Annotated in this window: 30 protein-coding genes; 24 read left to right on the top strand and 6 right to left on the bottom strand. The window is 66.2% G+C overall.

What is annotated here, in order from left to right:
* Positions 1-33: 33 nt before the first annotated feature.
* From FVA80_RS02440 to FVA80_RS02425, 4 genes are all read left to right on the top strand, one after another.
* Entirely contained in the window at positions 34-660 is a 627-nt protein-coding gene (locus tag FVA80_RS02440) for a carboxymuconolactone decarboxylase family protein (RefSeq protein ID WP_147905653.1), read from the top strand.
* A 150-nt stretch (positions 661-810) separates the two neighbouring features.
* Entirely contained in the window at positions 811-1,044 is a 234-nt protein-coding gene (locus FVA80_RS02435; protein WP_147905652.1) for a hypothetical protein, read from the top strand.
* A gap of 107 nt (positions 1,045-1,151) precedes the next feature.
* Positions 1,152-1,550 carry a hypothetical protein gene (locus tag FVA80_RS02430; protein ID WP_246692233.1) on the top strand — a complete coding sequence of 133 codons (399 nt, stop codon included), beginning with the start codon at positions 1,152-1,154 and terminating at the stop codon, positions 1,548-1,550.
* Between the two features lie 232 nt (positions 1,551-1,782).
* Entirely contained in the window at positions 1,783-2,499 is a 717-nt protein-coding gene (locus tag FVA80_RS02425; RefSeq protein ID WP_147905651.1) for a YoaK family protein, read from the top strand.
* 19 nt (positions 2,500-2,518) lie between these two features.
* Here the strand turns inward: FVA80_RS02425 and FVA80_RS02420 are convergent, their stop codons facing one another.
* The 5 genes from FVA80_RS02420 to FVA80_RS02400 form a co-directional block, all read right to left on the bottom strand.
* Complete coding sequence (locus FVA80_RS02420) at positions 2,519-2,767, bottom strand: flagellar protein (protein ID WP_147905650.1); 249 nt, start codon at positions 2,765-2,767, stop codon at positions 2,519-2,521.
* A 180-nt stretch (positions 2,768-2,947) separates the two neighbouring features.
* Positions 2,948-3,328, bottom strand: coding sequence for a hypothetical protein (locus tag FVA80_RS02415; protein ID WP_147905649.1), 381 nt, complete (start codon positions 3,326-3,328; stop codon positions 2,948-2,950).
* Between the two features lie 3 nt (positions 3,329-3,331).
* Positions 3,332-3,562 (bottom strand): hypothetical protein, encoded by a 231-nt coding sequence (locus FVA80_RS02410; RefSeq protein ID WP_147905648.1) that lies wholly within the window; start codon positions 3,560-3,562, stop codon positions 3,332-3,334.
* Positions 3,563-3,661: 99 nt separating this feature from the next.
* Positions 3,662-5,251 carry a glucan biosynthesis protein gene (locus FVA80_RS02405; protein ID WP_147905647.1) on the bottom strand — a complete coding sequence of 530 codons (1,590 nt, stop codon included), beginning with the start codon at positions 5,249-5,251 and terminating at the stop codon, positions 3,662-3,664.
* Between the two features lie 94 nt (positions 5,252-5,345).
* Entirely contained in the window at positions 5,346-6,011 is a 666-nt protein-coding gene (locus FVA80_RS02400) for an SCO family protein (RefSeq protein ID WP_147905646.1), read from the bottom strand.
* Between the two features lie 258 nt (positions 6,012-6,269).
* Here FVA80_RS02400 and FVA80_RS02395 point away from each other — a divergent pair, with 258 nt between their 5' ends.
* From FVA80_RS02395 to FVA80_RS02330, 13 genes are all read left to right on the top strand, one after another.
* Entirely contained in the window at positions 6,270-7,172 is a 903-nt protein-coding gene (locus FVA80_RS02395) for an MBL fold metallo-hydrolase (protein ID WP_147905645.1), read from the top strand.
* A gap of 310 nt (positions 7,173-7,482) precedes the next feature.
* Positions 7,483-8,637 carry a site-specific integrase gene (locus FVA80_RS02390; RefSeq protein ID WP_147905644.1) on the top strand — a complete coding sequence of 385 codons (1,155 nt, stop codon included), beginning with the start codon at positions 7,483-7,485 and terminating at the stop codon, positions 8,635-8,637.
* Between the two features lie 343 nt (positions 8,638-8,980).
* The gene (locus FVA80_RS02380; protein ID WP_147905642.1) at positions 8,981-9,166 is read left to right on the top strand and encodes a hypothetical protein; all 186 of its coding nucleotides are present in this window, start codon (positions 8,981-8,983) and stop codon (positions 9,164-9,166) included.
* The gene (locus tag FVA80_RS02375) at positions 9,163-9,363 is read left to right on the top strand and encodes a hypothetical protein (protein WP_147905641.1); all 201 of its coding nucleotides are present in this window, start codon (positions 9,163-9,165) and stop codon (positions 9,361-9,363) included. The genes FVA80_RS02380 and FVA80_RS02375 overlap by 4 nt, the downstream gene beginning before the upstream one ends.
* 16 nt (positions 9,364-9,379) lie before the next feature.
* The gene (locus FVA80_RS02370; RefSeq protein ID WP_147905640.1) at positions 9,380-9,679 is read left to right on the top strand and encodes a hypothetical protein; all 300 of its coding nucleotides are present in this window, start codon (positions 9,380-9,382) and stop codon (positions 9,677-9,679) included.
* 59 nt (positions 9,680-9,738) lie between these two features.
* Positions 9,739-10,128 (top strand): hypothetical protein, encoded by a 390-nt coding sequence (locus FVA80_RS02365; protein ID WP_147905639.1) that lies wholly within the window; start codon positions 9,739-9,741, stop codon positions 10,126-10,128.
* Entirely contained in the window at positions 10,125-10,319 is a 195-nt protein-coding gene (locus tag FVA80_RS02360) for a hypothetical protein (RefSeq protein ID WP_147905638.1), read from the top strand. Before FVA80_RS02365 ends, FVA80_RS02360 begins: the two co-directional genes overlap by 4 nt.
* A gap of 81 nt (positions 10,320-10,400) precedes the next feature.
* On the top strand, positions 10,401-10,652 hold the full coding sequence (locus FVA80_RS02355; protein WP_147905637.1) for a hypothetical protein: 252 nt from the start codon (positions 10,401-10,403) through the stop codon (positions 10,650-10,652).
* Complete coding sequence (locus tag FVA80_RS02350; RefSeq protein WP_147905636.1) at positions 10,645-10,887, top strand: hypothetical protein; 243 nt, start codon at positions 10,645-10,647, stop codon at positions 10,885-10,887. Before FVA80_RS02355 ends, FVA80_RS02350 begins: the two co-directional genes overlap by 8 nt.
* Before the next feature lie 11 nt (positions 10,888-10,898).
* The gene (locus FVA80_RS02345) at positions 10,899-11,540 is read left to right on the top strand and encodes a hypothetical protein (protein WP_147905635.1); all 642 of its coding nucleotides are present in this window, start codon (positions 10,899-10,901) and stop codon (positions 11,538-11,540) included.
* A complete protein-coding gene (locus FVA80_RS02340) occupies positions 11,533-11,775 on the top strand; it encodes a hypothetical protein (protein ID WP_147957776.1) in 243 nt (80 codons plus the stop codon). The genes FVA80_RS02345 and FVA80_RS02340 overlap by 8 nt, the downstream gene beginning before the upstream one ends.
* 91 nt (positions 11,776-11,866) lie before the next feature.
* On the top strand, positions 11,867-13,999 hold the full coding sequence (locus tag FVA80_RS02335) for a hypothetical protein (protein ID WP_147905633.1): 2,133 nt from the start codon (positions 11,867-11,869) through the stop codon (positions 13,997-13,999).
* A gap of 82 nt (positions 14,000-14,081) precedes the next feature.
* Positions 14,082-15,170, top strand: a complete 1,089-nt coding sequence (locus tag FVA80_RS02330; protein WP_147905632.1) for a hypothetical protein — start codon at positions 14,082-14,084, stop codon at positions 15,168-15,170.
* 42 nt (positions 15,171-15,212) lie between these two features.
* Here FVA80_RS02330 and FVA80_RS02325 read toward each other — a convergent pair whose 3' ends face one another.
* A complete protein-coding gene (locus tag FVA80_RS02325; RefSeq protein WP_147905631.1) occupies positions 15,213-16,196 on the bottom strand; it encodes a hypothetical protein in 984 nt (327 codons plus the stop codon).
* Positions 16,197-16,389: 193 nt separating this feature from the next.
* Between FVA80_RS02325 and FVA80_RS02320 the strand changes: the two genes are divergently transcribed.
* The 7 genes from FVA80_RS02320 (at position 16,390) to FVA80_RS02290 (ending at position 21,394) form a co-directional block, all read left to right on the top strand.
* Positions 16,390-16,989, top strand: coding sequence for a hypothetical protein (locus tag FVA80_RS02320; RefSeq protein ID WP_147905630.1), 600 nt, complete (start codon positions 16,390-16,392; stop codon positions 16,987-16,989).
* The gene (locus FVA80_RS02315; protein ID WP_147905629.1) at positions 16,986-17,444 is read left to right on the top strand and encodes a hypothetical protein; all 459 of its coding nucleotides are present in this window, start codon (positions 16,986-16,988) and stop codon (positions 17,442-17,444) included. Before FVA80_RS02320 ends, FVA80_RS02315 begins: the two co-directional genes overlap by 4 nt.
* Positions 17,441-17,653 (top strand): hypothetical protein, encoded by a 213-nt coding sequence (locus FVA80_RS02310; RefSeq protein ID WP_147905628.1) that lies wholly within the window; start codon positions 17,441-17,443, stop codon positions 17,651-17,653. The genes FVA80_RS02315 and FVA80_RS02310 overlap by 4 nt, the downstream gene beginning before the upstream one ends.
* Entirely contained in the window at positions 17,650-18,234 is a 585-nt protein-coding gene (locus FVA80_RS02305; RefSeq protein WP_147905627.1) for a hypothetical protein, read from the top strand. Before FVA80_RS02310 ends, FVA80_RS02305 begins: the two co-directional genes overlap by 4 nt.
* On the top strand, positions 18,231-18,749 hold the full coding sequence (locus tag FVA80_RS02300) for a hypothetical protein (RefSeq protein ID WP_147905626.1): 519 nt from the start codon (positions 18,231-18,233) through the stop codon (positions 18,747-18,749). Before FVA80_RS02305 ends, FVA80_RS02300 begins: the two co-directional genes overlap by 4 nt.
* A gap of 396 nt (positions 18,750-19,145) precedes the next feature.
* Positions 19,146-20,555, top strand: coding sequence for a hypothetical protein (locus FVA80_RS02295; protein ID WP_147905625.1), 1,410 nt, complete (start codon positions 19,146-19,148; stop codon positions 20,553-20,555).
* A gap of 149 nt (positions 20,556-20,704) precedes the next feature.
* Positions 20,705-21,394, top strand: a complete 690-nt coding sequence (locus FVA80_RS02290) for a hypothetical protein (RefSeq protein WP_147905624.1) — start codon at positions 20,705-20,707, stop codon at positions 21,392-21,394.
* Positions 21,395-21,398: the final 4 nt, after the last annotated feature.

Genomic DNA, 21,398 nt, shown 5'->3' with positions numbered 1-21,398 from the left:
CGAACGTACGCGTAACGATTTGGGAGTGAAACGATGCGCATCCGCCTCGCCGCCCGCGCCCTGGCGCTCGCGGCCCTGTTCCCCACCCTCTCGATCGCGGCCGAAGAGCGCCTGCCGACCATCCCGCCGCAGGTTTATACGCCCGAGCAGAAGCAGGCCGCCGAGGCGTTCGAGCAGGCCCGCGGCAAGCCGCCGTTCGGCCCGTTCCAGCCGCTGATGCACTCGCCCGAGGTGATGACCCTCGCCCGCGCGATGGGCGACTATCTACGCTTCAAGCCCAAGATCGGCACGACGCTGTCGGAGCTGGTGATCCTGCTCACGGCCCGGCGCTGGACCCAGGATTACGAATGGTATGTCCACGCCCCCATCGCCGAGAAGGCGGGCATCGTCCCCGAGATCGTCGCGGCGATCCGCGATGGGCGCCGGCCGGCCCGGATGAGCGAGGACGAGACGATCGTGTACGACTTTACGACCGAACTGCAGGATACGCGGCGCGTCTCGGATACCACCTACGCCCGGGCGGAGGCCCGGTTCGGGAAGGCCGGTATCGTCGATCTGGCCGCCATCTCGGGCTACTACACCTTGCTCGCCATGGAGCTGAACACGGCACGCTATCCGATTCCCCAGGACGGTCAGCGCCTCCCGAGGCTTCCGGAGTAAACAGGGTTCTCCACAGCGCTCCGGCATCCGGATCCCCGTTATCCACAGGGTTTGCCGACGCCCTCGCGCGTTGGCGGCCATGCGTTGACGAAGCGTTAACCCTTCTGAATTGTTCTCCCTTCGTTCCGGCGTGTGACGAAGGAGACCCCGATGCTGACCCAGGCCCTTGCTGCACAGGCGGATCATGCCTGTCCGGTCGACGCGATCAGCCGCGCCTATCTCAGCTTCACCGGCGGCGATGCCGGCATCGCGCTCCGCTGCGCCATCGCCGACGCCCTGTCCGACCTGATGGAGGCCGAGCGGCGCACGCGCGAGCGCAGCCGCCTGATTTCCCGGGGCTACGTCCGAGAGGCGCCGATGGTCGCCGTCGGGACTGAAAGCTGAACGGTGGCTGCAGGCGGACTTCAGAGCCGATGCAGCGACGCCCAGGCATCCTGTCTCCTGTGATCGGGATCGCCCTGGTGATCCCGCGCTTCATTCGGAGTCAGGCCATGAAACGGATCGCTGTGCTTTCGGCCGCCGCGCTGATCGGCGCGGGGACCCTCGCATCCACGACCGCCGAGGCACGCGGCGGTGGCGCCGTGGTGGCCGGCATCATCGGTGGCTTGGCGGCCGGTGCCCTGATCGGTGCTGCCGCCCAGGCCGCGCCGGGCTACGGCCACGCGTACGGCATCCAGGACGACGGCTACGCCCCGATCCCCGTGGTCGTCCGGCCGCGGCCGGCCTACCGCGCCTACGACGCCGTCGAGCCGGTCTACGCGACGCGACGCGTGGTCACCTACGAGCGAGTCCCGGTGGGCTACGGTCACCGCCGCTGGCGCGACGAGGCGGATTACGACGAGGAAGGCGGCTACGGTCGCCACCTCGGTGGCGACGATCGCGGCTGGTGAGGACGGGACGGCGCGACGATCCCGGCGGGCGACCCGAACGGTGATGTCCGGATCGGCCCGGGTGCCGTGGCACCGGAACGGTCTGGTCCCGCGCGCCCGTCCGTCGATGGCTACGCCTGGTCCACGGAACCGATGCAGGGCACCGCTGCGCCGTGGTCGCGTACCCGATCGGGGGCGGGTCGGGTACGAGTACCGACTCAATCCGGACTGACCCAACGGCATCGGCGATTCCATGCTTGTCCATGAAGGCGAGACGCGCACCCGCGATGCCGACCTGACCCTGTCCTGGTCCCTGGCGGCGGTGGCCGGCGCCCTGAACACGGCGGGCTTCTACGCCGTTGGGTTCTACGCCTCGAACATGACCGGCAACGTGTCGGCGATCTCGGACCGAGCCGGGACCGGCGACCTGATCCTCGCCGCCCAGGCGCTGCTCCTCGTCATCCTGTTCGTGCTGGGCGCCGCGACCTCGACTCTGCTGATCCGCCGGCGCCGGCGCCACGCCCCCTCCGGGGCTTACGCCTACGGCATCCGGGCCGAGGCCCTCCTGCTTGCTGCGATCGGTCTGGTCGCACTCCCCATGGCCGAGCCGGCGCGGGGCGAGGCTCTGGTGTTCGGCCTGAGCTTCGTCCTGGGCCTGCAGAACGCCGTGGTGACGAAGATCACGGATGCCCGGGTGCGGACCACGCACGTCACCGGGATGATCACCGATATCGGGATCGAACTCGCGCGCTGGCTCGATCGCAAAGCCGGCGATCCCCTGGCGAAACGCCACGACCCCGACAAGCTGCGGCTTCACCTGATGACGGTCGGCGCGTTCCTCGGCGGGGGCCTCCTGGGTGTGGTCGCGTACCGCGCGATCGGCGTCGGGCTGCTGTTCGCCGCCGCCGCGATCCTGGCGCTCCTGGCGGCCCCCACGATCGGCCCGCGCCGCTCGGCCCCGGCCGAGTGAGCGCGTCGTCGCGCGGGCCTCAGGCGGTGATGTCGAGAAGCTGGCCGCTCATGCGGTCGGCGGTGCGCGCCACCGCGGCGTTCAGGGCGAAGGATGTCCGCGACCCGATCAGATCCGCGACGGTGCTCGACAGATCGACCTGCACGGCGGGCGGCAGCGCCGCATCGCCGACCGGTACGCCGATCTCCGCGATGCGCTGCGCCGCAGTCCCAAGCCGGTCGGTGGCCCGGGTCATCCCGGTGGTCGCGGTCTGAAGCGCGTCGATCATCGTGGGCTCTCCTCCCACCGATCCTCGCACGGACTCGAGAGACAAGGGTTTCGCGGATCGATCAAATGCGACGGATTGCGCCGATCTCATCTGCGCAAAGTCGACGGTCGATCGGCGTTGGTATGCGGGTTGCCCGTGCAAGTTCGTACGGAATCGGCCGACCCGAGCCGAACCGGCTTGTCACCATCCGCAATTGGGCATGGGCGGCTGCGGCTTGGCCAAGGCCGCCTTCTCGATCGCCACCAGCGGCCCCCAGGCGTATTTCTGCGCGTGCGGCGTGACGTTGGCGAACAGGCAGCCGAGCTGGAAGTGGCTGGCGCCCATCTCGCCCGAGAAGCCCATGCAGTCCAGGAAGGTCCAGGTTTTCGGGGCCGGAATCATCGAGCGCCAACGCGGCATCGCCACAGGCGCGCAGACCTTTACGGCCCCGGTGCCATCGTCGGCGTTCAGGGCGCTCTCGGGCGTCTGCCCCCGGGCCGGGGCGGCGGCCAGACTCGCGACGAGCAGGGCGGCCAGGATGGCGCGGCGTGATCCGGGCCGGGTCCATAGGGGTGCGTTCATCGGTCAGTGCATCGTCCGCCACAGGGTCGCGAGGATCGCGAAGCCGATCACGTTGTACAGGATCGCCCAGATCCAGACGCCCATCACGGCGCGGCTCGGCTGCCGGGGCCGCTGGCGACCGAGGCGCAGGCGATCCCGATCCTCGGGCGTCGGCCAGATCGCGCTCTTGGGCGCTCTCAACAGCCGGGTCAGGGCGTCGGGCAGATCGGTGCCGGGCGGTCGTTCGCCGTTCATGACGGCCTCCGATGCGGCGGTGGGACAACCGGCACCTGCGGCCGGGGCTCGACCTTCTAAGGGCAGCGGGCCGGCGTCGGCAATGCGCCCGGTCGCCGCCTACAGCACCGTCCCGGGCGCCTCGGGATAATACTGGTAGGCCCAGGTCTCCGAGAGAAGGCGGTCTCCATCCTTGAGTTGCAGCCGCATCTCGATCGGCTGCGGCCCTTCGGCGTAGACCTTCAGGAAGACGCGCCAGGGACTCGGTTTGCCGTAGGGCGCCCAGGTCGCCCCGACCTCCTCCGCGGTGCCGCGGGACAGCGTGAGTGCCACCTGCGCCTTCTCCGGGTCGCGGCCGGCCAAGGCCGCGCCCTCGAACGCCAGCACGAATTGGCGCACGAGGTTTGCCCGGCCAGGCCGCCGGTCCGCGTCGGACAGCCAGGACGCCTTGGTCGCCCGGGTCGCGACGCAGCGGGCGAGATCGGTGGCGACCGGCTCGGCCACCGGCCAGTGCAGGCGATAGGCAAAGCTGCGCTCGGCACCCGCGGCGGGCGGGTCGGCCGGGACCCACATGGCGCCGATGTTGTCGTCGGTCTCCTGGTGCGTCGGGATCTCGACCAGCTGCACGCTGCCCTGTCCCCAATCGCCCTGGGTCTCCACCCAGATGTGGGGGCGGTTCTCCTCGAAGCCGTCGTCGATGTAGTTGTCGAACGCCCGGTCGCGCTGGAGCAGGCCGAACCCCTTCGGCGACGTGTCCGCGAAGGCGCTGACGCTGAGGCGCGGCGGGTTGTTGAGCGGGCGCCAGATCAGCTCGCCGGTGCCGGTCTGCATCAGCAGGCCATCGGAATCGTGCACCTCGGGCCGCCAGTCGCTGGCGAGGAACCGGCTCATCCCCTCCGAATACCACAGCATCGAAGTCAGGGGCGCGACGCCGAACCGCTCGACGGCCTTGCGGATATACAATGTGCAGGCGACGTCGATCACCACGTGCGGCTCCTTCCGCGCGGTGAACCGGTAGGCGCCGGTCAGGCTCTGGCCTTCGAGGAGCGCCAGCACCGAGACCGCCCCGTCCGCGGCGGGGGAGACGTAGAAGCGGGTGAAGACTGGGAATTCTTCCGGTTTCCCCGGCCCCGCCGCCGTATCGATGGCGATTCCCCGAGCCGAGGCGCCGTACTGTGCCCCGTCACCGGCGGCGCGAAAATAGGAGGCGCCGAGGAATGCCAGCCAGTCGCCGTCGTCACCGAGCCGGCCGGCCGGGACCTTCTGGAAGCGTACGCCGGCAAAGCCCGAGCCGTCCGGCAGATCCTGGCCGGGATTGCCGGAGGGGTAGGCGAAGAGATCGCGCGAATACAGTACCTCCCGGGCCTGGCCGCCTTCCAGGGCGAAGATCTTCACCGGGTGACGGAAGAAGTTGCCGAGGTGGAAGAAGGTGACCGGGTACGGGCTCTCCGGGAACAATGCGTGCGCTGGCGGGTAGCGGATCTCCTGAAGCGGCCCGTAGGTCAGCGCGTCGAGGGTCGGCGACGGGGGTGCCTCGTGGGGCGGCATGTAGGGACGATCGCGCAGTGTGCGCGCCAGATCCTTCAGGCGTTCGAAATCCATCGGCTCCGGCGGCGCCAGGCGCGGACCGCCGGATGCGGCCTCGGCTGATCGCGCGAGCGGCGAGAGGGCCAGCAGGCCTACGGCTGTCAGGGCGCGTCGCGTGATCAAGCTGAAACCTCCGGGAATCGCCCCTCCGACGACCCGCCGCGTCCTCTAGCCACGCTGGAATGAGCGCGCCATTGACGGCTCAGCCGGCTGAGGTTCAGCTTCGCGGGCCGCAGGCGTTGGTCGGACCGTTGGTCTCCCAGAGCGCAGCACCGCCGCCGGGCGCGCATTGGCCCGGCAGCGCCAGCGTGATCAGCTTGGACAGCGTGCGGTCCTCATCCTCCCCGTAGCCGATCTCCCCGACCATGCGGCCGCTCTTGTCGAACAGGCCGACCGTGGCGGAATGCTCCATCGTGTAGTCGCCGCCCGGGACCGGCACGCGCTTGTAGGCGACGTGGTAGGCATCGGCCATGCGGGCGACCTGATCGGGCGTCCCGACGAAGCCGCGAATCCTCGGATCGAACGCGGTCAGATAGTCCCGCAGGCTGTCGGGGGTGTCCCGCTCCGGGTCGAGGGTGACGAAGACCACGTTCAGCCGGTTTGCGTCACGCCCCATGCGGCCGAGTGCGCCGGACAGGGTGGACAGCGTCGTCGGGCAGACCTCCGGACAATGGGTGAAGCCGAAGAACAGGGCCGACGGCTTGCCAAGCAGGTCAGCCTGGCTCACCGGGCGCCCGTCGAGATCCGCCATCGCGAAGGACCCGCCGACCCGGCGCGGATGGCTGAACCGCGACCCCTGCTGCAGGACGATCGCCCCCGTCCCGGTGGCGACCAGGGTGACGATGGCGGCGGAGGCGATGAGGGCGACGGGACTCGGTGCCATGCTCGAACCTGCGACGGGTGCGTCGGTCGTTGCAATATGGGGTCTGCCACGCCGCGCGCGAAGCCTCTGCGGCGAGGCGGACGTCATCGCCGAGCGGGAACCCGCCTCGGGAAGCCCGGTTTGCGGTACAGGGGCGGCCAACGCGCCTCACGCCCGGACCGCAGAGGGCCGCGGCGTTGAAATCCTCACGGTCGCAATGACTTGAGCGGGTCCCTCGATGCCGGCCTGCTCGGGCACCTGGCAGGAGAGCCGCCCGACATGGCCCAGCAGATCCCGGTCGATCCGAAGGCTCGCGCCGATGATCCGGCCCGTGACGCAGAGCGGGACGATTCCACGCACGCCATCACGGCCGACGTCGCGTATCGGCGGCTCGTGCTGGTCAACACCGTGTTCGTCGGCGCGCCCGGGGCGGGCGATCGCGGGTGGGTGCTGGTGGATGCGGGCGTGCTGGGCGCGAAGGGCGCGATCAAGGCCGCCGCGGAAGCACGGTTCGGCGCGGGCGCGCGGCCGGCCGCGATCGTGCTGACACACGGCCATTTCGACCATGTCGGCGTGCTGGAGGATCTCGCCGCGGAGTGGGACGTCCCGGTCTTCGCGCATGCGCTGGAGCGTCCGTATCTGGACGGCAGCGCCTCCTACCCGACCCCCGATCCGAGCGTCGGCGGGGGATTGCTGGGGCGCCTGTCGCCTCTGTACCCGACGCGGCCGGTCGACGTGTCCGATCGGTTGCAGGATCTGCCGGCCGACGGGTCCGTTCCGCCGATGGCTGGCTGGCGCTGGATCCACACGCCCGGGCACGCGCCGGGTCACGTCTCGTTCTGGCGCGAGGCCGACCGCACCCTCATCGCCGGCGATGCCTTCGTCACCACGGCGCAGGAATCGGCCTATGCGGTGGCGACACAGGAGCCGGAACTGCATGGGCCGCCCATGTACCTGACCCTCGATTGGACAGCTGCGCGCGACTCGGTCCGGACCCTCGCCGCTCTCGAACCGGAGCGCGTCATCACAGGTCACGGCCGTCCCCTGGAAGGACCCGAGATGCGGCGGGCGCTCCACGCCCTGGCCGACACGTTCGACGCTGTCGCCGTTCCGAAGCAGGGTCGCTACGTGGAAGAGCCGGTCAGGGCCGCGGACGGCTCGGCCTACGCCCCGCCGGACTAACTCACCCCGCACGCGCGCGAACGAAACTGCCGACGATCCCGATGCTAGAAGATGTCGCCCCGCGTGCTCGTGTTCGCGATGGGCGGAACCGATATGGTCGGAGTGGCCGGACTTGAACCGACGACCCCCTGTCCCCTAGGCTGAAAGTCGGTACGGAAAGTACCGGCAGGATGAGTACCCATTTTGGCCCGCGAGGCCGTTTCGCTCTTGAACTTCTCCGATTTCGGCGTGTACCACCTGTCACCCGCAGAGCAGCGGGGCCTCATCGGCCTGTACGATGAGGACCATGTGAGTACCGGAAATCGCCCGAATGCGCCTGACCAACGCGGCCGTGGAGGCCCTCAAACTGCCCCCGGGCAAAGACCGCCTGATGGTCTACGACGACGTGGTGAAGGGCTTCGGCGTCCGGCTCAGCGCCGGGGGCTCGAAGATGTGGTTCGTTCAGTACCGCACCCAGCGCGGCGACACCCGGCGCGAGACGATCGGTAAGACGACCCAGATCACGGCGACCGACGCCCGGAAGAACGCCAACGAGCGCCTGGGTCAGGTCCGCCTCGGCGAGGATCCGCGCGCCAAGACGAAGCGAGCCCGCGAGGCGCCGACGTTCGGCGCTCTGATCGAGCCCTACCTGAAGGAGCGTGAGGGCGAGGTCAGCGTAGCCTGGCACAAAGAGCTAACGCGCTTCTTCACCGTCAACTTCGAGCCACTGCATAAGATCGTGGCACGCGAGGTGACGAAGGCCGAGATCCATCGGCAGCTGCAAGAGGTGAAGCGCGAGCGTGGCCTGACCACGGCCAACCGCTCACGCACCGCCCTCGTGAAATTCTACAGCTGGCTCCTCGCGACCGACGTGGTCGACGTGAACGTCGCGGCCGGTACGCAGAAGCCCGGATCCGAGAAGACGCGGGACCGCGTCCTGAAGCCCGACGAGGTCGCCGCGATCTGGCGCGCCTGCCAAAGCAACGAGGAGAGCGAGTTCTCCGACATCGTCCGCCTCCTGCTCCTCACCGCCCAGCGCCGGCATGAGGTTTCGGCCATGGTCTGGAGCGAGCTGGATCACGACGCCGCCCTGTGGATCCTGCCGGGCGAGCGCACCAAGAACGGGCTGGCGCACGAGGTGCCGCTCTCGGCGCCGGCGCTGACCATCGTCTCGCAACGGCCCGAGGTCGAGGACCGGCAGTACCTGTTCGGGAAGGGCAAAGGCCCGTTCTCGGGCTACTCAAGGGCGAAGCGGGCGCTCGATAAGCGCTCGGGCGTCACCGAGTGGCGGCTACACGACCTACGTCGGACGGCCGCGACCATGATGGCGGACGTGCTCAAGGTGCAGCCGCATGTGATCGAGGCCATTCTGAACCACACCAGCGGCTCGAAGGCGTCCGTGGCCGGCATCTACAACCGGGCCCAGTACCGGGACGAGAAGCGCGACGCGCTAGACCTTTGGGGTCGGTACGTCACGGGTCTCTAGCCACGCCTCCAGGTCCGCCCGCCGGATGCCGTAGCATCGGGTCGAGAGGTGGAGCAGGCGCGGACCATCGCCGCGCTTGCACATGCGGCGCAGCGTGTCGGGATGCAGGCCGATCTCGGCTGCGGCGACATTGAGCCGGATCACGGCCCGTGGGTTTGTGGCTGAGATGGTCATTCGATTACGGTACGAAACGGACAGTAGACGGTCAATGATCTGCTAGCAGATTTTTGCTCGATGGTCCTTTACGTACCACCGGGATCCGTGGCAAGAACGGCTTGTCCCGGGGCGGGCATTTGCTCGCATAGCACGGTACAAAACGTACCACATACCCAGGAAAACCCTTATGGCACAGATCGTTACCGAAGACGGCACTGTCATCCGCAACGGCGTCTCCCGGCCGTTCCACCCGACCGACGCTCGCTCGCGCCGGCGCCCGCCAACCAGCGCGGATCCTCGCGAGCGCGACCCGCACGCCGATCCGCGCGATCACTCCTACGCCGCCTACAAGGCGCTGGCTCTGACCCTGTGAGCCAGCTCACCGCCACCTTCCTCGTGCTGCTCTTCGGCCCGATGTCCGTCGCCCTGGTGATCCTGGGCGTGGTCATCGCGCTGGAGAAGCGTGAGGCCCGGCTGGCCCGGTATCTCCAACCATCGCAGCCGCAGTATCGCCCGGCGCCCCCTCCCCCGCGGACAGGGCGTCCATTCCTGACGCTTGTCCGCAACTGAGGGTCCGAAACGTACCATGCGCAGCCATCATGAGATCCTGTCGGCCGCCGCCCGCGGCCTCGCCGACAGCAACCACTCCTTCTTCACGACGCTCATGGCCGAGATCGGCGAGGAGCGCCCGACCAAGCACGGCTTCGAGGAGCTGGAGCAGGTCATGATGGAGCGGGCCAGCGACGCCTTCGCGGAGCTGTACCCGAACCACGTCGGCGTCGGCCTGATCGACGCCGTCTACAGCGGGATCCCCGCGCTCGGTCTCACCGGGCGCGAGGTGTCGGCCGCGGTCGCCCGCCGGTGCATCGAGCAGTGCCCGGCATGACCGCACTCAACCCCATCACCGCCCTGCGCCTGAAGCGCGCAAAGCATCGGAGAGCACCCATGCCCGTGTCCCAGAAGCCGCGTCGTAAGAAGGGCGAGAGCGGGGGCCCATCCCCCTACTCGGTCGCCGGCACCCTCCTCTACGGGTTCTTCGCCCAGGCCGAGATCCGCAAGCGCCAGCACCGGGTTCCGACCCAGGACCGGCTGAACCACATCGAGCGCGTGACCAAGCGCCGCCGCTCCTCCACCGGCCACGCCGGCTGTGACCTCGCCGGCTCCCGCCCCGCCGAGCGCCGCAAGCGCCAGGGCGCGCACCTCCACCAGCACCCGAGCGTCGTCGCCCGGTTCTCCAACCACCCGACGCCCGCTCAGAACGAGGAGGCCGCCGCCCGTATCGAGGCGCTGCCGAAGTCGAAGCGGGCGCCCCGGAAGAAGGCCGCCGCCGCGTGAGCATCATCCTGGCGCTCAGCTACGCGGCTTGGGCCTTGTCCAACGCCTTCCTGCTGCTCGGCATCGCCGGCACAGCCTTCGGCGACAGCGAGCTTGGCACCAGGCTCTGGGCCGGCACCGGCTTCGCCGCCCTGATCTGTGGCCTGAACGCCTGGGTCCTCCAGTCGCTCGGCAACGTCTTCGGGTTCTAACCCTAACCCCCTGATCCGACAGACATATCGGATATGGCCACGGTACGCTTCGTACCGTGGCCCAGCTCACGAGGAACGACGATGACCCACCGCACCACGGTCGCCGACCCGCGCGACCCCACCGGCGAGCACTGCCTCGCCATCGAATACGACCGCATCCCGGGCTGCGCGCCCTTCTACAACCCGCTCTACGGCGGCGATCCGGGCTGGCCGCCGAGCTACCGGATCCACGAGGCCGTGACCAAGCGCGAGCGCTGCGTGCTCGCCCAGCTCACCGCCGCGCAGCAGGCCGCGCTCTACGACGCGGTCCACGGGGCGCACGACCATGGCTAAGCGCCCCCACCAACAGATCTGCCCCTTCGCTCGCCCGACCGAGAGCGGCCACTACGGCCGCAACGGGGTGATGCAGGGCCACGGCATCATCGTCGAGGCGTGGGGCGGCGAGGCTCACCTCACCGCCCTCGTCTCCAAGGGCCGGCGCTCCGGCGCCGCCCGCCTCTCCGTCCCCTTCACCGCGCTCGACGACGTGATCGACGCGCTCATCGCCGTCCGTGACGGTACAGCCTGACAGGAACAGTCATGAACGCACACACCCCCCTCCCCACCCAGCCCAAGCGCTTCCGCGTCGACTGGGCCGTCGAGATCGACGCCGCCTCTCCACATGAGGCCGCCTGCTTCGCCACCGAGATCATGGACCAGGAGAGCACCGCGACCGTCTTCTCGGTCGAGGACCTGCAGACCGGCGTGATCTCCGTCCACGACATCACCCTTGACGGCGTGCCCGGCGAGAACATCATCGCCCGCCGGCCGGAGGACACCCAGTACGTGTCCCGCACCCTGCGCCCCGGGCGCGAGTACCGGACCCGGGACGGCCGCGCCGTCCAGATCCTGGACTGGGACCTCGACGGCACCGGCCAGCTGCTGATCCAGATCGAGGATGAGCGCTCGACCGGGATCCGGCTCAAGAACGGCCGGGTCAGCGAGAGAAACGAGTGGGCGATCGACGTGTTCGAGGTGAACCCCGAGGTCACGAAGTGGCTGCGGATGTACGACCGCAAGCTCAACGAGGCCGGCAAGCAGGTCGTCGGCGGCAAGGAGTATGCTGCGGAGCGCGGGCTGTTCCTGTATCTGTTCGACACCGAGGCGGAAGCCCGTGCGTCGCTCCAGGGCGTCCGCGCGGTCTTCCCGATCACGTATCGAGATGGGGACGGTCTTGGGTAAAGCGCAGGTCTTCTGGATCGACCGTGCTCGCACGAAGACGGCGGCGGATGTCGAAACACTCGAAGAGTGCGAGAACTATATCCGCCGCATTTCCCGCAACATCGCAGAGTTACGCGAGCAAGGGGCAAATAAGCCCGAGGCTCCGCGCGACCAAAGACTGGCGCTGTTCGCTCGCAACCAGGCTCTCCGCGAACTCAAAGCGCGGCGCGCCGCATTAGATACGGTCGAAATCTGACCGTCAACTGCAAATAACCCATACATCAGCACTGATTTGTGTTGACCCCAAGCGGTACGAAACGTACCACTCAGCTCTCAGGAGATCTCCAATGCGTATGGTTCATGCTCTCAACGAGACCGTTGGCGAAGGCGCGCAACAGGTCAAACAGACCGGCGTCGGCGGCGACGCGAAGATCGTCTACGCCCTGCTCACCGGCATGGTGTCCGACAAGATCGTCTACCCGGTCCGGGAATACGCCACGAACGCCTGGGAGGTGTCGCCCCCCAAGAAGCCGTTCGAGATCGAGCTGCCGACCCGCTTCAACCCGCAGTATACGATCCGCGACTTCGGGCCGGGCCTGCCGCACTCGTTCATGATGAACAAGTACGCCAAGATCGGCGAGAGCACGAAGGACGGCGACGATGACGCCGTGGGCGGCTGGGGCTTCGGCTCGAAGGCCGCGCTCGCCTACCTCATGCGCTCGGACGGCGCCGGCTCCTTCACCGTCATCTCCCGCTTCCGCGGGTTCCGCCGGGTCTACTCGATCGGCGTGTCCGAAGCCGGCAAAATCCAGATCTCGTTCCTGGGTGAGTGGGTGCTCGATGCCGAGGATCGCGGCACCGGCCTGGAGATCTCCTTCCCGGTCCGCGAGAGCGACATCAACCGCTTCCACGAGCACGCCAAGGCCGTGCTGTGGTCGTTCCACCCCCGGCCGGTCATCACCCCGGCCGTCGACTTCGGCACTCCGCGGGTGCTGAGCAAGGGCGATGGCTGGACCGTCTACCGCAAGGAGAGCGTGCCGTTCGACGGCCCGCAGGTCATGCTCGGCCCGGTCATGTACCCGATCGACCCCTACAACATGCCCTCGACGAACATGATCGACGCCGGGACCTGCATCGTGTTCGAGGCCAAGATCGGCACCATCTCGGTGTCCGCCTCGCGTGAGAACCTGCAGTACGACGACCGCACCCAGTCCGGGCTGCAGGCGCTGTTCGACGCCTACAAGGTCGACTGGACCCGGTCGGCCAAGGCTCAGATCGACGCCTGCGATACCTACTTCCAGGCGCGCTGGAAGGCGACCGACATCGCCAGCACGCTGCCCGGCAACCAGTGGTACGTCGCCCGCGAGCTGGGCTGGCGCGGCTTCAGCTTCGAGGACGAGCTGTTCCCGAGCGGCTGCGTGAAGGCGGCCAAATGGCCGGAGATGCGCGGCCGGAACACCTTCCCGGGCGCCCCGGTGCCGTTCAAGGCGGACTGGACCATCAACCCGGCCGAGCTGCAGGATCGCACGATCGTCATTCAGCACAACACCAGCCGCTCCCTGGAGCGCCTGGAGCTGGCTGGCCTCATCGACCAGAAGCTGCTGTGGGTCCGGTGCAAGCGTCCCGAGCTGCCCTACGCCCTGCAGCGGATGGGCAACCCGGACTACGTCCTGCTCGACGACATCAAGCTGCCGAAGCAGGAGCGTGGCAAGCGGGAGAAGCGGCCCGAGAGCGTCAAGCGCCGCAAGGTCATGGACCTGGCGTCCTGCGCCACCTGGCAGGAGCTGGTCGATCACGACGACGAGCTGCTCTACGTGCGGATCGCCGGCCGCGGGAAGAAGCTCACCTACACCCTGTCCTTCGAGGGTGAGACCCGTGAGTTCAACGACCGCTACAACGACCCGCTGCTGAGCATCCTGCGGCGGATGCGCAAGAACGGCCTCGAAGACAAGATCGGCAGCGGCATGACCTGCGTCGTGCTGGGCGAGGACGAGGCTCCGCTGGACCATTGGATCTCCCTTGGAGACCACCTGGTCGAGTTGCTCGACGAGGCGATCGACCCGACCCAGGTCGCCCCGACGATCCCCTGGAACGACAGCAGCTTCCCGCAGCTGCTGCGCCAGATCCGCGACCGCAAGGTCGATCTCGGCATGGCTCCGCAGCAGCTGCGCGACGCCTTCTACGAGATGATCGCGCTGTCGAAGGCTCGTGAGACCCTGGTCCGCGACGACAACGATCACGACCGCCTGGCGGCCGTGCTCCTCGAACTGACCGGCACCGATCTCAAGACGGTCGCCAAGGATCCGACCCTGCCGGTTCGGAACGCCTGGTACGCCGTCGTGAAGACCCATCCGATGCTGCCGCTGATCCTCAACAACAACGAGTGGCAGCAGTACGCCCGGCACGGTTACGGCGGCTATACCTTCACAAAGGAAGGTCAAAAGGCCATCGATCACTACTTCGGTTTGATCGCCAAGTAGTCTCAAATGCACCTGTCCCACGGGACAGGTGCGCCCGCCTTCCATTGTCCATTTCGTACCACCAACCATACAGGATATGGCTATGACCTCGCTTGCTCGTCTTCCCTTCACCATCTGCAACCAGTCGCTGACCTTCTTCGTGAAGGGCAAGCCCTACTCGCTGACCCGCGAGCACGAGCGCTTCGACGAGGCCCGCAAGCTGCTGCAGGCCCCGGGCGACCACGACGCCGAGCACCTCATGGCGCTGGTCGACGTTCGCAAGGCGCTGCTGCGCGACAGCTACGGCGCCATCACGTTCATCGGCCAGGACATCGTGTTCAAGGGCCAGGTGCTCACCGGCCTCTGGGTCGATCGCATTCTGGAGTTCCAGCGTGCCGGCGAGCCCTTCGCGCCGCTCTGGAACGCGCTCGGCTCGCTCATGCAGAACCCGACCCAGGCCGCCATCGAGCGCCTGCCGGTGTTTCTCGACAAGAGCCAGCTCGGCTTCCTGGAGGACGGCCGCTTCGTCGCCTACAAGGCAGTCAACCAGGACTACATGGACTGCCACACCGGCCGCACCTTCCGAAACATGATCGGCGACAAGCCGGCCATGGACCGGGACAAGGTCGACGCCAACCCGAACGCCTGCTGCTCGACCGGCCTGCACGTCGGCACCCCGGACTACGTGAAGAGCCACTACGGCTCGGACGCGCACCGGGTCATGCTGATCGCCGTGTGGCCGCACGACGTGGTCTCCGTGCCCTTCTCCTACCAGGGCACCAAGATGCGGATCTGCGCCTACGAGGTGATCGACGAGCTGGACGAGGACTACGCGGCCACCATCCTCGGCCGCCCGGTCCTCACGCCCCGCTCGCAGCTCCCGGCGCCGAACGACGCCGCGCTCGACGAGGTCGATCAAGACCAGGGTGTCGAGGACGAGCAGGAGCCGGACGACCTACCCGAGGAGGAAGACGAGCGGGAGGAGGCTTTGGTCGAGCAGCCGGCGCTCCTGGCCCAGGTCGGCGACCTGGTCGAGACCGTCGAGGGCGGCTGGCCGCCGGCCGGCATCTACCCGGTTGTCCGGGTCGATGAGGGCTGCAACTACCGCCTGATCCTGCAGACCGAGCACGACGGCGAGCAGGGCGTCCTCAACAGCTACGTCAAGCGCATCGTCTTCGCCGACGAGGTCTGACCGGCGCAGCACCCCGCCCGGTGTCCGGGCGGGGAAAGTAGGTTAAGGCTGATGGTCACGCCACTTCTCGCCACAATAACCACACATGTCTTCGTCGCCGCCTCTATCAATAAAAGCAACGCGCTCACGGCAGAAAATGCATTGCCTATATTTGATAGAGAATTCTTCGAGGCATATCAGACAACTTGCTTTGGTTGAGCGCCGTTCGACTGCAAGGGTCCTTCCAATACCCATTTCTAACCCCATATAATCACCGGAATGACACTTGGGGCAGCGGTAGAGTTTGCAATTTTTGCTTGCCCCTAGTAAGAATTTTTGCTGTGCAAGAGTGGTTGCATCCTCGACTGATGCGTATGTGGATAGAGCACTATTCTGGTCAGATAGGTGGGCGGAGGTAAAAATGGTATGGCGATGGGAGCTTTCAAACAATAATAAATCTTGGATCCAGGTTCGATCGGTATAGAGAGATCTATATTGATCGATCAAAATATCGAGCAGATAAATTGGATCAATCTGGTCCCGGAATTGCCCCAGGTGGCTGATTTTGTTCCGGCCTCGTCGCAGAGCGTTGAACGTATTCGAAAATTTTTCATCAAGTTTGTTTGGTTTTATGGCATTCACGACTTTTATTAAATCGCCCGCATCAATTGTTCTCAGATCAGCAAAATCTTTGTCGTGCCCCCAGCTGCGAACATCGGAACCAAGTAAAAGAAGAAAAGGGCTTTCTCTGCAGATAATAGACTTTAGGCCAAGTTCTTGACTTTGCTGAATCAGAGTGTAGCTTAATTGCAAATCAGGCTGAGCCAAGCGAATGTATTCTGCGATATCATCGCTGTTATCTTCGGTTGTTCGGGAATTTTCGGCATCCGAAATGGCAACTATTGATCGTCCGTCCAATTTAGCCCGAAGCAATTGATGTTTATTCAATAGGTCATCAATAATATTTAGTACTTGGTGGAATGCGACAAAGTATATGCGGAGTGCCGTTTGTTCAAGTTCGTCGGGGTTCGGTATATTTGTATCCACTTCGACCCCTCAATTGTAGCTAATACAAGAGACTAGAAAAAATAGGTAGGCCAAGCAAGCGCCGTTAGCCCAGCGGCCGACACACCTCCAAATCCCGCGGTCCGAAACGTACCGCCAGCTCGCGAGGATCACCATGTTCTTCCACTTCCGCCGTGCATCCCAGAACCGCAAGCTCGGACCAATGCCTTCCGTCATGGCCTCTGCCGCGACCTGCCCCACCTCCTGCGGCCTGCGCGGTGCCGGCTGCTACGCCGAGCACGGTCCGGGCTCGATCTTCTGGCGCTCCTTAACCGCCGGCACCGCCGTCAACCAGGTCACGCTGGAGCAGCTGTGCCACTTGATCCGCGCGCTGCCGAAGCGGATCCGCTGGCGCTACGGCACCGCTGGCGACCTGCCGCCGGCGCACGACGACGTGCTTGCCCTGGCCCGCGCCAATGGCGGTCGCGAGGCGATTGTCTTTACCCACGGCCGTCAGTACGAAACGTACCGAGAAGCTCGGAAGCTCGGCTTCCACATCAACTGCTCCACCGACAGCGCGGCCCATGCGGACGCCCTGCTCGATGAGGCCCCGGACATGAGCGTCGTGACGGTCCTGCCGTCCGACGCCGGCCGTGGCCGCCACCGCACCCCGGCCGGCCGCGAGATCGCGGTCTGCCCGGCCACCTACGCCGAGCAGGTCACCTGCTCGACCTGCAACCTGTGCTCTCGCGCCCGGCCCCGTGGGGTCATCGTCGGCTTCCCGGCCCACGGCACGCGCAAGCGCATGATCGACCGGAGGCTCGCTGAAGCATGAGCGCGAAACAAAACGTCAAGGCGATGATCCTCAAGGGTCATTGCCTCAATGACATCTTCCACGAATTGCCGAACTACACGCAGAGCACGCTGCGGACCTATGTGGCCCGCATCACAGCCTCGCTGACCGAGGCTGAGCGCAAGCAACGCGACGCCAGCCGCGCCCAACGACCACGACAGCGCCACGACTACCACCGGAAGTACCAGGAGCGGACCATCCTCGGCCCGGTCCAGGTCCGCATCGGCCGCAAGCTCGCCGAGGCGCGGCTGAACTCAGAGATGAAGAGCGAAGAGTTCTGCAAGCAGCACGCCTTCGCCAACCGGGCCAAGCTCTCACTCATGGAGCAGGGTTACCACGATTTCACAGTAACAGAGATCCAGAAGATCGCAGACTTGCTCCAGATAAACGTGGAGGAGCTGCTCACTGCAGCACGCGACAGGGACCTAGCCGCATGATCGTAGACCTCAAACCTTATTTCCAGCTGATCCAAGTCCACCACAAGCTGCCGTCCAAGCATCGCTTCAACGATCTGCTCGGCCGGCTCAGCACCATGGCGGACCCCGCCAACGACCGCATGCGCGTCGACCCGCTCACCAGGCAGTGCCTGACCCGGTTCCTCGCGAGGCGCCTCCAGTCCTCCTCTACCACTCAGGGTGTTGCATGATCCCGGCACCGGGCTACGGCCTCCATCGGCACGACAACCTCGTCTTCTTGCACGAGCGGGCCGGCGCCCGGTGCCTCAACGCTCGCCTGGAGGGGCTCACGAGCCCCTTCCAGATCGTCGCCCCACGCTGGCTAATCTGTCCGCACCAACTCGGCCAACCCGAGCCGGGCCCGATCCTCGATCACCCTTTCGTCCGGGCGATGAGCCCGGACCAGGACGGCGGCCTCTACCATGTCCGCCCGCAGGACCAGGCCTGGTTGTACCGGCTTGTGCGGATGACGCCATCGACTGGCCGCATCATCGAAAGCCTGCTCGGGCTCAGGCGGCCGAAGGCGCAGCGCGTCGTGCCGCTGCTCACCCTCACCAACGCCGCGCCGCAGGTCCTCACCGACCTGGAGCCCAGCGACCTGGTCGAGATGGAGACGCTGGCCGCCCTGCCGCGCTCCCGCAACCTGATCCTCTCCGGGCCGATCAAGCTGCCCGGCGCCACGCTCCTCACCCCCGAGGGTCTCGACCCCGACCACGACTGGGCGGCCGAAGGCCGTCGCCAGCTCCATCACCTCGTCAGGAGGCAGCCATGACCGCCGTTCCCTACGATCCGACCAGGCTCGCGACCGCGATCCGCAAGGCGCGGGACATCGTGCCCCGTATCCTGCCACGCTATGCCGAGCTGCTCGAACGCATCGCCGTCGAGGTCGAGAAGCTCAAAGACACCTTCCAAGCCCGCTGCCAGGCTTGGCTCGATGTGGTCACCAAGGACGATCCCACCGATACCGAGGAGCGGGTCGCTCGCTTCGTCGAGGAGAGCCTGGAGCTGGCCCAGTCGCTTGGGTTGGGGCGCAACGCAGCGCTGCAGCTCGTCCACTACGTCTTCGACCGCCCGGTCGGCGTGCCGGCGCAGGAGTTCGGCGGTGTCGCGACCACACTCGCCGTGCTGGCCGAGTACACTGGCCACGACATGCTGGCCTGCGGCGAGACCGAGCTGGCCCGCGTGTGGGATCCCGCCGTCATCGAAAAGATCCGCGGGAAGCGCTCGCGCCGGCACGGTCGCGGGCCGCTGCCGGGCACGGTCGAGGCCGACCTGGTTCCAGAGTAGTGAGGTCATCTCGCCCTTTTGACTGCCCAAGTTCGCATATTAAACAGCACAGCTGCATCACCACTATTATTCCAAATTGCTTGGTTTGAATTCCAATAAAATTTGTGCATCACGTTATTATTTACATCTTTATCCTTTATGTATTTACCTTTCTTAGTGAATAGTACAACATACTCTCCGGATCTTACCTCGGTGGATATGAACCAGTAAAAATGGCGCAGAGTATTGGAGATTGTTGTGTCTGACACGTAAGTAGTATCGCATAGCGCCCAATGCTTTAAGTCTATATCAGCGCTGGCCTTCAAGAGTACATATTCGTTATCTGCATCACCATGATTATGTATGCTGACTATATTCAAGTCCATTTTTATCTCCCTAGCTATCTAGGAGCATAGCATGTCAGATCGAGAACTTCGACCCGACCAAATCCAGGATCTGGGGCGGCTGTTCTTCAAGGAGCGCCGCACGATCCACGGCGGCGAGCCCGGCACCGGCAAGACGCCGACCATCTGCGTGCTCCAGCGTGCCCGCTGGGATAAGCACGGTCACAAATCCCTATGGCTGCAGCCCAAGAAGCTGCTCGACAAGAACTATGACGAGGCCATGCTCTGGGGCGAGTGGGCCCCGGGCGAGGTCGCGATCGTCGATGGCACGGCCGCCGAGTGCGCGGCGATCATCGCCGACCCGCGGGTGAAGCTCCTGCTCATGGGCTACAAGCGCTTCGAGCTGACCGCCGACATCATCCCAGCCGACTATAAGGGGATCGACATCGACGAGTGGCACAAGGCGTTTGGCGGCCACGAGAGCCGGCGCACCCAGGCGCTCTATCGCTGGTGCCGCCAGCGTGGCGACGACCTGTGGTTCGTGCCGATGACCGGCACCGTCTACAACGGCCGGCCGAGCACCATCTACCCGGCGCTGCAGATCATCGAGCCCCGCTACTATGGCACGCCCGAGGCCTTCAGCCAGATGCACGACATCGTGGATCCGTGGACCGGCAAGGTCACCGGCCACTGCAATTTCGACCGCCTGGAGGCGATCCTCTCCAAGCACTCGATCAAGCGCCTCTGGACCGACGTGCATGGGCCCGAGGAGATCGTCGTCGAGGTCCACCGCACGGCGATGAACGAGCGCCAGCGCCAGGCCTACGATCGCTTCCGCGACGAGGCGATCCTGGAGCTGGAGAACTTCTTCATCGACGGCACCAAGCCCGGCGTGGCGTTCACCCGGGCCCGCCAGATCATGGAGCACCCGAACGTGTTCCCGAACCTGATGGAGGGCGGGATCGGCACCGTGGACATCTGCCGGGGTGAGACCCCGGGCAAGCTGTCCGAGTTCATCAGCGACTGCGAGAAGATGACTGCGCTCGGCCGGCCGATGCTGGCGTACGCCGCCCTCGTCCCGCAGCAGCGCCAATTGCTCGACGCAGCCACGCACGCCGGCCGGCGCGCTGGCATCATCAACGGCGAGGTCACCCCTGCCCAGGCGGCGAAGGTCGATCGCGCCTTCCGGTCGGGCGAGCTGGACACGATCATCGGCTCGCCGCAGGTCGCCGACTGCGGCTACAACTGGCAGTTCTGCGGGCGCCGCGAGGTCCAGGACGTGCTGTTCGTCAGCATGGACTACCAGGACACCGCGTTCTTCCAGGCCTACAAGCGCGCCATGCGCCAGGCCCGGCAGGCCGCGCTCCGCATCAAGGTCTACACCTACACCGACAGCATCGACCAGCACATCATGCGGCTCACCAAGCGGAAGTCGCAAGATGCCACGCTGGTCGAGCGCGGTCGTGTCGCTTTGCCGTGGTAGCTCTGTACGAAACGGACAGAATGCCGCAGCCTCCCCAATCGCGGTAGAGGGTCTGGACAACTAGCAGATCTCCCTCTATCTCGATGCTCGGTGGTCAGAAACGTACTACCGATTTCCCAGTCCAAGTCCCAGTCAAGTTAGGAATTGAAATGACCGACGCTATCGCTCGCGCCCTCGCCGCCGCTTCCGAGGCCGCTGACCAGACCCCCGCCACCTCGACCGCCGTGGCTGCTGCCCCGGCCGCCAGCGCCCCCGTCGCCGCCGGGCAGTCGCGCTCCCTGATGGACTTCATGGACAGCGCGTCCATGAACGTCGAGGTCTACCTCTCCGTCTCCGACCTCGGCATCCGCTTCGGCAAGGACAAGCAGCTCCACGACGCCATCGAGGTCGAGATGGCCTTCAAGGACGCCAAGGCCGGCTACGTCCTCCGCGTGAACACGCCCTCGGGCGTGCAGTACCTCACCTCCTGGGACGGTGTGACCGAGGCCCGGTCGCGTCAGAACTGGTCCGCCGTCATCGCGGACGGCAAGAAGATGGACGGCAACTCCTACCCGTCCGACCTGATCGAGCTGCCCGTCCGGCTGCTCCAGGACTACAACCGCAAGGAGGGTGGCCCGGTCCCGGCCGGCACCATCGTCGGCCTCTCGATCTCGTACATGAACTCCAAGGCGTTCGGCGCCTTCCTGAAGGAGCAGTACCCGAAGGTCGGTGCGGAGAAGGCGTTCCCGGTCCGGCTCGTCGCGGTCGCGAAGAAGGGCTCGGGCCAGGACTACGGCGTCTTCGGCTACGAGGTGATCGACGAGGCCGCCTCGGCCAAGAGCGGCAAGAAGGCCGCCTAAGCGC

Source organism: Methylobacterium sp. WL1, from assembly GCF_008000895.1.
GTDB lineage: Bacteria > Pseudomonadota > Alphaproteobacteria > Rhizobiales > Beijerinckiaceae > Methylobacterium.
The sequence above is the reverse complement of the archived record's forward strand: the minus strand, read 5'-3'. Positions and strand labels throughout refer to the sequence as shown.

Coding starts and splice junctions, on each gene's coding strand:
- FVA80_RS02410 (WP_147905648.1), bottom strand. CDS start 3,562: ATGAACGGCGAACGACCGCCCGGCACCGATCTGCCCGACGCCCTGACC.
- FVA80_RS02365 (WP_147905639.1), top strand. CDS start 9,739: ATGCCCGTGTCCCAGAAGCCGCGTCGTAAGAAGGGCGAGAGCGGGGGC.
- FVA80_RS02390 (WP_147905644.1), top strand. CDS start 7,483: ATGCGCCTGACCAACGCGGCCGTGGAGGCCCTCAAACTGCCCCCGGGC.
- FVA80_RS02400 (WP_147905646.1), bottom strand. CDS start 6,011: ATGGCACCGAGTCCCGTCGCCCTCATCGCCTCCGCCGCCATCGTCACC.
- FVA80_RS02430 (WP_246692233.1), top strand. CDS start 1,152: ATGAAACGGATCGCTGTGCTTTCGGCCGCCGCGCTGATCGGCGCGGGG.
- FVA80_RS02345 (WP_147905635.1), top strand. CDS start 10,899: ATGAACGCACACACCCCCCTCCCCACCCAGCCCAAGCGCTTCCGCGTC.
- FVA80_RS02310 (WP_147905628.1), top strand. CDS start 17,441: ATGATCGTAGACCTCAAACCTTATTTCCAGCTGATCCAAGTCCACCAC.
- FVA80_RS02425 (WP_147905651.1), top strand. CDS start 1,783: ATGCTTGTCCATGAAGGCGAGACGCGCACCCGCGATGCCGACCTGACC.
- FVA80_RS02330 (WP_147905632.1), top strand. CDS start 14,082: ATGACCTCGCTTGCTCGTCTTCCCTTCACCATCTGCAACCAGTCGCTG.
- FVA80_RS02420 (WP_147905650.1), bottom strand. CDS start 2,767: ATGATCGACGCGCTTCAGACCGCGACCACCGGGATGACCCGGGCCACC.
- FVA80_RS02415 (WP_147905649.1), bottom strand. CDS start 3,328: ATGAACGCACCCCTATGGACCCGGCCCGGATCACGCCGCGCCATCCTG.
- FVA80_RS02335 (WP_147905633.1), top strand. CDS start 11,867: ATGCGTATGGTTCATGCTCTCAACGAGACCGTTGGCGAAGGCGCGCAA.
- FVA80_RS02295 (WP_147905625.1), top strand. CDS start 19,146: ATGTCAGATCGAGAACTTCGACCCGACCAAATCCAGGATCTGGGGCGG.
- FVA80_RS02290 (WP_147905624.1), top strand. CDS start 20,705: ATGACCGACGCTATCGCTCGCGCCCTCGCCGCCGCTTCCGAGGCCGCT.
- FVA80_RS02350 (WP_147905636.1), top strand. CDS start 10,645: ATGGCTAAGCGCCCCCACCAACAGATCTGCCCCTTCGCTCGCCCGACC.
- FVA80_RS02435 (WP_147905652.1), top strand. CDS start 811: ATGCTGACCCAGGCCCTTGCTGCACAGGCGGATCATGCCTGTCCGGTC.
- FVA80_RS02315 (WP_147905629.1), top strand. CDS start 16,986: ATGAGCGCGAAACAAAACGTCAAGGCGATGATCCTCAAGGGTCATTGC.
- FVA80_RS02355 (WP_147905637.1), top strand. CDS start 10,401: ATGACCCACCGCACCACGGTCGCCGACCCGCGCGACCCCACCGGCGAG.
- FVA80_RS02305 (WP_147905627.1), top strand. CDS start 17,650: ATGATCCCGGCACCGGGCTACGGCCTCCATCGGCACGACAACCTCGTC.
- FVA80_RS02300 (WP_147905626.1), top strand. CDS start 18,231: ATGACCGCCGTTCCCTACGATCCGACCAGGCTCGCGACCGCGATCCGC.
- FVA80_RS02370 (WP_147905640.1), top strand. CDS start 9,380: ATGCGCAGCCATCATGAGATCCTGTCGGCCGCCGCCCGCGGCCTCGCC.
- FVA80_RS02440 (WP_147905653.1), top strand. CDS start 34: ATGCGCATCCGCCTCGCCGCCCGCGCCCTGGCGCTCGCGGCCCTGTTC.
- FVA80_RS02395 (WP_147905645.1), top strand. CDS start 6,270: ATGGCCCAGCAGATCCCGGTCGATCCGAAGGCTCGCGCCGATGATCCG.
- FVA80_RS02320 (WP_147905630.1), top strand. CDS start 16,390: ATGGCCTCTGCCGCGACCTGCCCCACCTCCTGCGGCCTGCGCGGTGCC.
- FVA80_RS02380 (WP_147905642.1), top strand. CDS start 8,981: ATGGCACAGATCGTTACCGAAGACGGCACTGTCATCCGCAACGGCGTC.